This is a genomic window from Mucilaginibacter terrigena, assembly GCF_004168255.1.
Classification (GTDB): Bacteria; Bacteroidota; Bacteroidia; order Sphingobacteriales; family Sphingobacteriaceae; genus Mucilaginibacter; species Mucilaginibacter terrigena.
Map to the genome: position 1 here is coordinate 254235 of NZ_SEWG01000002.1, position 13058 is coordinate 267292.

The 13058-nt window shown below is 49.0% G+C and carries 4 protein-coding genes; 3 read left to right on the forward strand and 1 reads right to left on the reverse strand.

Translation table 11 applies throughout. From position 1 onward, the window contains the following. Positions 1–256 precede the first annotated feature (256 nt). Genes EWM62_RS05000 through EWM62_RS05010 form a run of 3 tightly spaced genes read left to right on the forward strand, consistent with a single transcriptional unit; the run spans position 257 to position 11701 of the window. Positions 257–6907, forward strand: coding sequence for a polyketide synthase (locus EWM62_RS05000; RefSeq protein ID WP_129875559.1), 6651 nt, complete (start codon positions 257–259; stop codon positions 6905–6907). 1 nt (position 6908) lies between these two features. Further along, a complete protein-coding gene (locus tag EWM62_RS05005; protein ID WP_129875560.1) occupies positions 6909–10940 on the forward strand; it encodes a non-ribosomal peptide synthetase in 4032 nt (1343 codons plus the stop codon). Between the two features lie 20 nt (positions 10941–10960). Further along, positions 10961–11701 (forward strand): 4'-phosphopantetheinyl transferase family protein, encoded by a 741-nt coding sequence (locus tag EWM62_RS05010; RefSeq protein ID WP_129875561.1) that lies wholly within the window; start codon positions 10961–10963, stop codon positions 11699–11701. On the opposite strand, the gene EWM62_RS05015 is transcribed toward EWM62_RS05010, so the two are convergent. Beyond that, positions 11702–13003: a zinc dependent phospholipase C family protein gene (locus EWM62_RS05015; RefSeq protein WP_129875562.1), complete on the reverse strand. Its 1302-nt coding sequence runs from the start codon at positions 13001–13003 to the stop codon at positions 11702–11704. Between the last annotated feature and the right edge of the window lie 55 nt (positions 13004–13058).

The window sequence follows — 13058 nt, forward strand, 5'->3', positions numbered from 1 at the left end:
TCTATTTATAATAAACAAAATGGTGCTTTCCAATTGTTAGATATTAATTGCGTTTAAGGCATAAAATTAAGTGAAAGTTATAGCTGGCCGACTGCCTAAGCAAATATTAAACTTTGATTTAATATGAAAATTCAATGAATTTTTTTTGCCCCTGTGCAGGCTCATAAAATTAAATTTTATATCTTAATCCCGATTTAAAACGTCGCCAGGGTAACTGACAGCTAAACCTGAAAAGTTAACTTACTTATACAACTTAATGGATATTCTTACTAATAATAAGTACACTAATATTTCAACGGATGATGTGTTTATTCATCATTTGTTTGAGCAACAGGCAGAGCAGAACCCGACAGTTACCGCGGTGCAATTTGGTGATAACAAAATTACCTATGCAGAGCTGAACGCCAGGGCCGATGAACTGGCAAAAGCTCTTGTATCAGTATCCCCTGCTTCGCTGGTTATCGGCGTAAGCGCTACCCGTTCTATCGAAACCATTGTCAGCCTGCTTGCCATTTTAAAAGCCGGCAAAGCTTATCTGCCCTTAGACCCAACCTTCCCCGCCGACCGCCTGCAGGATATTGTGGCCGATTGTGGTATGGACACTATCCTGGCACCCGAAAAGGATAAGTCTGTTTTTAGCGCTCTTGTTAAAAATGTAATTGATTCTGGTGAGCAAGTCACCGCTATGGAATCCATAGGCGGGGCCGCTAAAACTAAGGTCGCGTATATCATTTACACATCGGGCTCTACAGGCAAACCCAAGGGCGTTTGCGTAGGGCATGTGGGTGTGGTAAACTTAATAAACTGGCATCAGCGCATTTCGCCTTATTTGGGCGTGGGGCACAAAACATTGCAGTTTTCGCCGCTGATATTTGATGCATCGGTAATGGAGATCTTTTGTACCCTGTGCATTGGCGGTACATTGGTTTTGGTGGAGGATGAGACCCGCATAGATCCCTTAAAGCTTTTACAATATGTAGATGAGCAAAAGGTAAACCGGATCAACGTGCCTTTTGTAGCCCTGCAATATTTTACCGAAGCTGCGGATGCCGGGCAATACTTTCCTGCCTCGTTACAGGAAGTGATTAGCGCGGGCGAGCAGCTTAAAATTACCCCGCAGGTTTTACGGTTCTTCCAGGCTTTACCGGGCTGTGTGTTTTATAACATGTATGGCCCAACCGAGGCCAGTGTTTGCAGCACCGCCCTTAAAATGGAAGGCCCTGCCGAAAACTGGCCGCTATTGCCTACCATCGGCAAGGCAATGGATAATGTAACCATCAATGTACTGGACGAGCAATTGAAAGAGGTTGCAAAAGACGAACAGGGCGAACTTTGCATCAGCGGAATCAACTTGGCTTACGGTTACCTTAACCGCCCCGACCTGACCGACGAAAAATTTATAAACTGGACGGACGCCGCAGGTAAACCCACCCGCATTTACCGCAGTGGTGACCTGGGCCGCTACCTGCCCGACGGCAATATAGAATACCTTGGCCGCCGCGATACGCAGGTAAAAATTCGTGGTAACAGGGTGGAGGTAGGCGAGATAGAAGTGGTGCTGAACCAGTTGGAAGGCATCCAGCAATCTGTAGTGGTAGCCCGCGAGGATGTACCGGGCCAAAAACGTTTGGTGGCTTACCTGGTATCATCGGGCGTAAAAAAGGATATCGCTTTTCTTCGCGATAGCATAGAAAAAAAACTGCCCGATTACATGATGCCCTCGGCATTTGTTTGGGTGGATGGCTTTGCCAAAACAACCAGCGGCAAGGTAGACCGCAACGCACTGCCCGCCCCCGATACAAAACGTCCCGAGCTATCAGTATTATATCAGGCCCCTGTCACACCGGCCGAAAAGCACACCGCCGCCCTTTGGGCCGAACTGCTGCAACTGGATAAGGTTGGCATTTACGATAATTTCTTCGAACTGGGGGGCAACTCCATACTGGCGCTTAAAACTGTTGCCGGGTTAAAAAAACAGCATAATTACACCCTGCCCATAACCAAGCTATACCAGTACCCTACGGTAAACGGCATAGCAGCATTTTTAGAAGGCAATAAGGTAGTGGCAAAAATTGCTGCAGTTAAACCTAAAAAAGACAAAACCGGTAACGATATAGCCGTAATAGGCATGGCCGCCCGTTTCCCGGGGGCCAATAACATTTACGAATTTTGGCAGGTATTGACCGAAGGCCGCGAAACTACTTCGTTCTTTACCGATGAAGAACTTGACCAAAGTATCCCTTATGAAATAAGGAACGCGCCCAACTATGTTAAAGCACGAGGGATAGTAGAAAATTCCGAAGGTTTCGACGCGGCGTTTTTTGGTGTCAGCCCTAAAGTGGCCGAGCTGATGGACCCGCAGCACCGTATTTTTTTAGAACTGGCTTGGGAGGCGCTGGAAACCAGCGGACATTTGCCGGCAAAATATACAGGTTCGGTTGGGGTATTCGCGGGTACGGGCAACAACACTTATTACACTAACAATGTAATTTCGAACACCCAAAAGATCGAGAACGTTGGCAGTTTCCTCACCTCAACCATTAACGAAAAAGATTATATAGCCACCCGCACCGCTTACGAACTGGACCTGAACGGCCCGGCAGTAAGTGTGCATGCGGCCTGTTCTACATCGTTGCTTGCCATAGTACAGGCAGCGGATAGCATCCGCAACGGGCAGTGTAACGTGGCTTTGGCAGGCGGCACGTCCATCAGCTCACCCATAAAAAGCGGGCATTTGTACCAGCAGGGCACCATGCTCAGTGCCGACGGGCATTGCCGCTCGTTTGATGCCGATAGCGACGGTACCGTGTTTAGCGATGGGGCAGGCGTTGTGGTGTTAAAAAGCCTTGAAGAGGCCGAGCGCGATGGCGATACCATTTACGCCGTGTTAAAAGGCGTAGGTTTGAATAACGATGGTGGCGACAAAGGCAGCTTTACCGCACCAAGCGCGGTCGGCCAGGCCGGCGCTATTGCCATGGCCATAGCCGATGCAGGCGTAGACCCGGCAACCATCACTTATTTAGAGGCACACGGCACCGCCACAGCATTAGGCGACCCGATAGAAATTGAAGGCCTTAACCTTGCCTTTGGCAAGCAGGAAAAGAACCAGTACTGCGCCATTGGATCTGTAAAAAGCAATATGGGGCATACCGTGGCCGCGGCGGGTGTAGCGGGTTTTATAAAAACCACGCTGGCGCTGTTCCACAAGCAGATCCCGGCATCGCTGTACTATACCAAACCAAACCCCAATATCGATTTTGCTGATAGTCCGTTTTTTGTGAACACCAGCCTTACCAACTGGCAAAGCGATGGCAAGCGCAGGGCAGGGGTAAGCTCGTTTGGCGTAGGCGGTACCAACGTGCACACCGTACTGGAAGAATACGTTAGGATAGAGCAGCCGCTTGGCGAAAGCCGCCTGTTGTCATTGATCAGCTGGTCGGCAAAAACGGCAACCAGCGCCAGTAAATGGGCCGACAGACTGTATTATTATGTTGAACAGAACGAAGATGTTAAAGTTGATGATATTGCCCGGAGCCTGCATACTACCCGTACAGATTTTAAAGAACGAAATTTTATTTTGGCAGCCGACAGGGCCGACCTGCTGGATAAACTCACCAAATTTAAACGCGACCCATCCAATTCAAAAACCCTGACTGAAAAGGCAAGCGAAATAGTTTTCATGTTCCCCGGCCAGGGTGCGCAGTACCTGAACATGGGCCGAGGGCTTTATGAACAGGAACCCGTTTTTGCCGGTGCGGTTAACGAGTGCGTGGCATTGCTGAAAGGCACAGCGCATGAAGATATCCTCGATATTATTTATGCCGATGCATCTGCGGAAGCCACAGAAAAACTGAAAGATACTTTTTATACCCAGCCTGCTATATTCATCACCTCGTATGCCATGGCTAAGCTGTGGATGAACTGGGGAATAACGCCATCAGTATTTGTAGGGCACAGTATAGGCGAATTTGTAGCCGCGCATTTTGCAGGCATCTTTAACCTGCCCGATGCCTTGAAGCTGATCGCTGAGCGTGCCAAACTGGTTAGCGGCGTTGCCGAAGGCGATATGCTATCGGTACGTACCACCGCTGCCGAACTGGAGAAGATCTTACCGGCAAACCTTTCTATCGCCGTTATCAACAGCAATAAACTATCGGTGGTAGCGGGCGAAAAGGATGCGGTTGCCGCATTTGCCAAAGTGCTGGAAGAAAAAGGCATCCCCGGCAGGTTATTGCAAACCAGCCATGCTTTCCACTCGGCCATGATGGATGATATTGTGGTGCCGTTTGAGGAGGTGGTACGGTCGGTAAAAATAAACGCGCCGGTTAAACCCATTGTATCAACCGCCACAGGTAAATGGCTCAGCGAAGCCGAAGCAACCGACCCTCAATATTGGGCGCAGCACCTCCGTAAAACCGTGCGCTTCGCGGATGCCATTGATACCCTGGCCGAAGATAACGGCCGCCTGTTTTTAGAGGTTGGCCCCGGCCGTACGCTGGCCACCTTAGCCGCGCAGCAAACCGCGGAAAACCCGGTCGCAACCGTGCCCGGTATTGACGGCAGCGGCGATATGCCCGAGTATCAATCGGTATTAAAAGCGCTTGGCCAGTTATGGCTAAACGGCGTAGAGCCCGGTTGGGGAACGTTTTATAGCGGGCGTTATAAAAGATTAAGGCTGCCGGGCTATGCCTTCGATCATAAAAAATATTGGGTAGAGCCTGTAATAATTAATCAAACAGGAACAGTAAATTACCAACCGGAAGAAATTGTGCCGGATGTACCACAACCAAATACAACCGAAAATATTATACAAAATAATATAATGAGAAAAGATTTGCTGGCCGATAAGCTGCACGAAATTTTTGAAGATGCATCAGGTATCGAGATCGATAAGGCATCTGCAGATCTGAGCTTCCCCGAAATTGGTTTCGATTCGTTATTGTTAACACAAATTGCTACCAATCTTAAAAAAACATTCAACGTTACCATCACCTTCAGGAAACTGTTCGAGGAATACAATTCTATTAACCTGCTGGCCGATTTCCTGGATAAGAACCTGCCCGCAGGCCAGTTTGAGCCACAACAAGCACAGCGCCAGGCACAGGTACAAAGTATACCTTTTGCATCAAACGGAAACAGTAATATTTCGTTACATAACATTTCGCAGCAGTTGCAATCTTTGGCGCACCAAATAGCCTTTTTGCAGGGTGGCGATATTAAAATGACGCAGGTTATCCTTCCGCCGCCGCCATTTAACGATATGAAGGGCGCGCCTGTTGCTCCGCCTGCGTTAGACCAGGAACCGGATATCACGCCGGAAGAAATGGTGGAGATAAAAAAACCATTTGGCGCTACCGCCCGCATCGAACGCAAGGTGCAGGAGTTGGATGATAAGCAAATGGCTTTTTTGGCCGACCTGACCAAAGCATATAACGCTAAAACCAAAAAAAGCAAGGAGCAAACCCAGCAGCACCGCGCCTATATGGCCGACCCGCGCGTGGTAAGCGGCTTCAGGCCGTTGACCAAGGAAGTTGTTTACCCGATAGTGATCAACCGCTCAAAAGGCAGCCGCCTTTGGGATGTGGATGGCAACGAATATATCGACGCGCTGAACGGGTTTGGCTCTAACATGCTGGGCTACCAGCCCGATGTTTTAAAAAATGCCATCCAGGAGCAGTTAGAACTGGGTTACGAGATTGGCCCGCAGCACGAAATGGCCGGCGGCGTTTGCAAAATGATGTGCGAGTTTACCAACTTCGACCGTGCAGGCTTGTGCAATACCGGTTCAGAAGCGGTGTTGGGCGCTATGCGCATAGCCCGTACGGTTACCGGCCGCTCGCTTATAGTGGCGTTCAGCGGTTCGTACCATGGTATTATGGACGAGGTGATCGTCCGCGGCACTAAAAAGCTGAAAACAGTCCCTGCCGCGTCGGGTATCTTGCCCGAGAACGTGCAGAGCATGCTGATACTGGATTACGGTACAGACGAAGCATTAAGAATAATAAAGGAACGTGCCGGTGAAATTGCCGCCGTATTGGTAGAACCGGTGCAAAGCCGCAGGCCCGAGTTTCAACCCATAGAGTTCCTGAAAGAATTGAGGACTGTAACCGCCGATGCCAAAATAGCTTTGGTTTTCGACGAGGTGATCAGCGGTTTCCGCTTCCATCCGGGCGGGGCGCAGGCGCTATTTGGCGTAAAGGCCGATATCGGTACATACGGTAAGGTTATTGGCGGCGGTATGCCGGTTGGCGCCATCTGCGGTATTAAAGAATACATGGACGCTCTTGATGGCGGCTATTGGGAGTTTGGAGATGATTCTGTTCCCGAAGTAGGGGTGACCTATTTCGCGGGTACGTTTGTAAGGCACCCGCTTGCCTTGGCGGCAGCAAAAGCATCCTTACAATACATGAAAGACCGCGGCCCGGCCCTGCAACAGAAACTTACAGGCCTTGCCACCCGTTTAAAGGAGGGTATGGACGCCTTTTGCAAAAAACACAACATCCCGTTAACCGTAGTGGGCTATGGCTCGTTATGGCGGTTAAAGTTTTTGGAAGATATCCCTTACAGCGAATTGCTGTTTACGCTGATGCGCTTAAAAGGTATCCACATTCTGGATGGTTTCCCTTGCTTTATGACCGATGCGCATACCGAGGAGGATGTAGACACGATGATAGCCAAATTTGGCGAAAGCGTTGAAGAAATGACCGAAGCCGGATTTTTTAAGGCGCAAAATACAGCGCCTGTTATATCTTTGGCTACACCCAATGCCCCGGCAATAACCAACGCTAACACGCCGCCTGTAGAGGGCGCCAGGCTTGGCCGCGATAAGGACGGCAACCCGGCATGGTTTGTAAAGGACGAGAGCAATCTTGGCAAATACATTCAAATAAATTTAAACGGCGAGTAATTTGGACCAGACTGCTACATATTCCCCCCAGGTTAGTCCCGACGAATTTGACCCGTTCGCAGGGCCCGAGATACTGCTGGTTGCGCCGGCTACCGAGCCGCAGACCGAGATCTGGACGTCGTGCCTTATTGGCGGCAATGATGCCAACTGCGCCTATAACGATTCGGCGTCCATTGTACTAACCGGCACGTTTGATAAGGATGCCATGATGAAGGCTTTGCAGGCTTTATCAGACCGGCACGAGGCTTTGCGCACTGTTTTTAGCGCTGATGGTGCCAATATCATCGTTTATAACAACCCCGAAATTAATGTTGAGTATCACGACCTGTCGTTACAGGACGATGAACAGAACAAACTTTTTATAAAAAACTACAACAGGCAGCTGGCTATTACCCCGCTCGACCTGGTGAACGGTCCGCTTTACAAGGCCGCCATATTAAAACTAAGCTACGATGAGCACTACGTAGTACTGCTGATGCACCACATTGTGTGCGATGGCTGGTCGGTGGGGATCATCATGCAGGACCTGAGTAAGCTATACTCGGCCTTTGCGCAAAACGAAACACCAAACCTGCCGCCTGCACCGCAATTTAGCCGGTACGCCATCGAAGAAATTGAAGCATCGCGAGGTGCGGAGCACCAGGCAACAGAAAAATACTGGGTAGACCAATACATCGGCAGCAACCATTTGTTGGATTTACCTACCGATAACCCAAGGCCATCGCCGCGTACTTATAAAAGCAACCGCGCCGATTTTAGCCTGGATGCCGCGTTGGTAAACGACCTGAAACTACTGGCCCGCAAAGCCGGCAGCAGCTTTGTTACCACGGTAATGGTTTCATTCGAGGTCTTTCTGCACCAGTTGACGGGGCAGGACGAGATCATTATCGGCCTGCCGGCTGCCGGGCAATCCGCCACAGGGAATTTTGGTTTGGTTGGGCATTGCGTAAACCTGCTGCCGCTGCGCAGTTTCCTAAAAGGCGATCAATCGTTTGTAGATTATTTGAAGGCCCGCAAAAGCGAAGTACTTGATGCTTACGACCATCAGCAATATACCTTTGGCAGCCTGCTTAAAAAATTAAGCATCCCCCGCGACCCGTCACGTTTGCCATTGGTACCCGTGGTGTTCAATATCGATATCGGGATGGACGAGGGTATAGGCTTCCATAACCTGAAGCACCGCTACATCAACAACCCGCGCGAATATGAGACTTTCGAGATCTTCCTGAATATAACAGATCATAAGGGTACGCTAACGCTGGAGTGGTCGTACAATACGCAACTGTTCGGGCTCGCTACTATCAGCCGTTTTATGGACGAGTTTGAGCACATGCTGCGTGAGGTAGTGAAAGCGCCGGATACCCTTATCGGGAAGATACCGGTTATGAACGCCGCGGAGATACAGCAACAATTGGATAAATGGAACGATACTAAGGTTGATTATCCGAAGGAAAAGCCGTTGCACCAGGTCATCAGCGAAACGGCGTCGCTATATCCAAACAGTATCACCCTTAAATTTAAAAACGAAGAGCTTACCTATACGCAGCTAAACCAAAAGGCCAACCAATTGGCGGCTGTGCTGATAGAGAACGGCGTAAGGGTGAACGATAAGGTTGCCCTGTCGCTGGATAGGTCGGCAGAGCTGGTTGTGGCATTGCTGGCCATTATTAAGGCGGGCGCAACCTATATCCCGCTCGACCCCGCGTTCCCTATCAACCGCATCAATTACATGCTGGAAGATTCGGCCGCGGTGGTGCTGCTTACTTCAGAAACCTACAAGGGCAAATACGAATCGGGCGCCGAAGAAATTATCCTTGACGACATCTGGCCGGGCCTTAACAGTTATCCAACCACCGACCCCGATGTAAAAGTAACAGGCGAGGACCTGATCTATATCCTTTACACATCAGGCTCAACCGGGCAGCCAAAAGGGGTGCAGATAAAGCACCACAACGTGGTTAACTTTTTGTACAGCATGCAAAAGCAGCCGGGGCTTGCCGCCGCCGACAAGCTGCTTGCCGTTACCACCATAAGCTTTGATATTGCCGGGCTGGAGCTTTGGCTGCCGCTGATAACGGGCGCGCAAATAGTGCTGGCCGATGCTGCTACTGCAAAAGATGGTAATGCGCTATTGGACATCATCCGTAAGGAAAAGATAACCGTAATGCAGGCCACGCCATATACCTGGCGTATTATGCTGGAAGCCGGCTGGGATAAAGAAAAAATAAAGGTGATTTGCGGCGGCGAGGCCCTGCCGATGGACCTGGCGCAGCGCATCTTAGAAAGGTCGGCATCCCTGTGGAATGTTTACGGGCCAACGGAAACCACCATCTGGTCTACCCTGAAAGAAATTACCGCTAATGATGGTTTCATCAGCATAGGTAAGCCTATCGATAATACGTTCATCTATATTTTAGATCAGTTCCAAAACCCGCTGGTGCCGGGTGCCGCGGGCGAAATTTATATAGCAGGCGAAGGGGTGGCTAAAGGTTACCTGAACCAGCCTGAACTGACAGCAGAAAAATTCGTTCCAGATCCGTTTTCGGACGAACCGGGGGCGAAAATGTACCGCACCGGCGACCTGGGCTCGTTTACACCCGATGGCGACCTGATGTACCTGTCGCGCATTGACGCGCAGGTTAAAATTCGCGGTTACCGTATCGAGACAGGCGAGATAGAATTTAACCTGGCCAAAGAGGAAACCATAAAACAAGCGGTAGTAATTGCCCGTGCCGATAAAAATGGTGTGGATAAGCTGGTTGCTTACATTATTTTAAAAGAGGGTGTACAGCAGGCCGAAGACAATACCGGGCTGATACAGGAATGGCGAACGAATTTACGGGCATCGGTGCCCGATTATATGGTACCCGATAACTTTGTGGTTATTGATGCCATGCCGATGACGCCGAACGGAAAGGTTGATAAAAAAGCACTTGCGGCGCAGGATATAGCTACTGTTGAAACCACCAGGTTTATCGCCCCTCGCACGGATGTAGAGAAGTTGGTAGCCGATATATGGACCGAGCTTTTGGGTATTGAGCAGGTGGGCATACACGATAACTTTTTTGAGCTTGGCGGCCACTCGCTGATAGCCGTACAGGTAATGGCGAGGATAGAGAAGGAAACAGGCAAGCGCCTGCCGCTTGCTATCTTGTTTGAGAACTCAACAGTAGAGAAACTATCGCTGATGCTGGAGATGGACGGCAAATCCATTACCTGGGATTCGCTGGTGCCAATAAAACCCAACGGTACTAAAGTACCTATCTACATTGTGCATGGCGCCGGGTTAAACGTATTATTGTTTAACACCCTTGCCAAACACATGGATGCCGATCAGCCGGTGTACGGCTTGCAGGCCAAAGGCTTAAACGGTGTAGACGAGCCGTTAAACAGGATAGAGGATATTGCGGCACATTATATTTCGGCCATAAGGGCGCAAAACCCGGATGGGCCGTACGCGCTGGCCGGCTTCTCATTTGGAGGCATCATAGCCTACGAAATGGCCAGGCAACTGGAAGCGCTGAATAAGGATGTGCGGATGCTGGCCATGTTTGATACCTACGCTTACCGTACCCCTTACTATGACCCATTACTGGTGAAATATGTTAAGCGGGGGTTATATTTTGCCCGTAAGGTGTGGCATTCTGTAACGTTTAAGGATGGGTTTCAAAAAACGGTTAAAAAGCGTGCCGAGGCCATTGAACGCGGTGCAATAAGGCTTCTATGGAAACTAAAGTTTGGCAGCGAACAAAAGCAGACCGGCTTTTTTGGTTATGCCAACAAGATAGACGATATGAACCACATCGCCCAAAAACATTACAGGATCCAGCCGTATGATATTTCTATCGAACTTTTCCGTGCCGAGATAAGGTCGTTCCATTTGGATGATTACGAGTACATGGGCTGGAAACCCTACGCTTTAAAAGGGGTGAACATCCACAAAGTACCGGGCGAGCACAATACCATATTTAAGGAACCTAACGATAAGATCTTTGCGGAGATACTGCAGGATTGCCTGGATAAGATCAATTAACACATCGCGTTAGCAAAGCTTTGGGCACCATAACAAACCGGTATTTAAATGAGGTACACTGGCAGCAGCCGGGCGATCCAAAATTACGGGTTACCGGTAACGCGGTACATGTATGGCGCATCTGCATCAGCAAAAACCTGAAACGCTTAGAGCAATTTGAAGCCCTGCTAAACCCCGAAGAAACCCTGCGCGCCGGCAGGTATAAACAGCAAAAGGATACGTACAGGTTTATTATTAGTAGGGGCATGCAGCGCATCATATTGGGCAGATATTTAGATCTTCTGCCCGCCGCGCTGCAATTTGTTTTAGGTGATAACAAAAAGCCACACGTTGTTGGCAATAATGGCGATACCATCCACTATAACCTTTCTCACTCGGGCGATTGGATCTTGCTGGCCATTGCCGCATCACCCATAGGTACCGATGTGGAGTTTATTGATAATAATTTCAGCTTTCGCGATATCCTGCCGGACAATTTCAGTAACGATGAAATTGCATATATCAACCATGACAATGCTGCAGAAAGGTTCTTCACCCTTTGGACACGTAAGGAAGCCATCCTGAAAGCTACCGGGCAGGGCCTGGGCGAACACCTGCAGTTAACCCCATCGCTTGATGGTGAACATACTTTATCACGATCAGTCATTGGTGCCGATAAAAACTGGCAGCTAAACAGCTTTCTTGTAAACCCGGGTTATATAGGTAGTGTTGCTGCGGAGGATGCGGGGCAATTTTTTTTATTTTTTGATGCAAATACGTAGCTATTCTGAGGAAACCGGCGATTGTATCGCTTCCTGCGGCATAGGTTTTAAAAGTGCGATCTCTTTTATCCTCGCAGCAGTTTCCGGCCATTTTTTCGGGTCTTTTGCGGCCATCAAAGTAGTATCGGCGGTGCTGTAGAAGTCGGCAATGCTTTTTTGAAGTTGCGGGGTAACGTTCTTGTATTGTTGTTCCTGCAACTCTTCCAGCAATTTGTCGTAGGTTTTATCAGCCAGCGGATACTCGCCCAGGTGGGTAGGGTTGCCCGTATCAAAATCAATATCAGGTAATACCAGTTGATCTTTGCTTAATTGGTTAAGCGCGATGTTGTAGTTTTTCAATATAGCGTCAAAGCTTAGGGCAAACAATTTTTGTCCCTGTTCGCCCGGCGATTTGTACTTAAGCGTTTTAAGCGGCCCTATTTTCGGCAATATCTTTATTAAAAATACAACCACTTTGGCAAGAAATTTCGGCTCCTGCCGCTCTTTACCAAATTGCAGGTTGAACGCTTTTTTGCTCATTTTGTACTGGAACTTGCGCGCGGTAATGCCGGGGTGCATTTTTTCGATATCGGTTTGGTTGGCCTTGTAAGCCGATTTGGTAAGCACGGGGAACAGGTTGCGCACACCCCAGCGCATGGTATTGATGGACGAATTGATATTAGAGAATATGGTGTTTAACCGGCGGCCGTAGGTTTCATAAAATGCCCTTTCCAATACAGGTACTGCCATATTAAAGCCGATAAAATCCTTATACCCTTCGGATGTGTAGCCGTTTTGGCCTATCTGTAACACATCGTATGCAAACTCCATGCGGCTGTGCGAAGTATGATCGTCGTTATAAGTAACCACGCTGCCAAATTGCTTTTGAAGCTTGGGGTAGATGATGGGCACGTTACGATTGGTTGACATGGAATGCCCGTACTTATCGGCCATGTAATGCGATAGCGCACCCAGCGCGAAGGCATATTCGTTAAGGTTTTGCGCATCGTTAAGGAGGGCTTGTATAAAATCGCCGCTGCGCACGTAGTGCACCAGGTCGGTGAAAAAGCCGTTACCGAAGGGCATGTAACCCATGTCGGCCACAATACTGCCCCCATAAGCGTAGGAGTGGGCCATCAGCAACTGTTCGCGGGTAACGTCGGGATATTTTTGTTTAAGCAAGGGCATCAGCACCGGTTTCCAAGAAGCATCGATGATAGCCTCGTGGGCCAATATGGAGTATGCCTTTGTAGTTAAGCCGCTAAGCGAAAATAGTATGGTAACAAAGAAGTATTTACGGAACGACTTAAGAACGGCTGACATGAACACTGGTTAAACTATGCGATAAACGGTAATATACAGGCAATGGTTTTAAATA

Excerpts from the sequence above, each read along its gene's own strand:
- EWM62_RS05000 (WP_129875559.1), top strand. The coding sequence starts at position 257 with ATGGATATTCTTACTAATAATAAGTACACTAATATTTCAACGGATGAT.
- EWM62_RS05015 (WP_129875562.1), bottom strand. The coding sequence starts at position 13,003 with ATGTCAGCCGTTCTTAAGTCGTTCCGTAAATACTTCTTTGTTACCATA.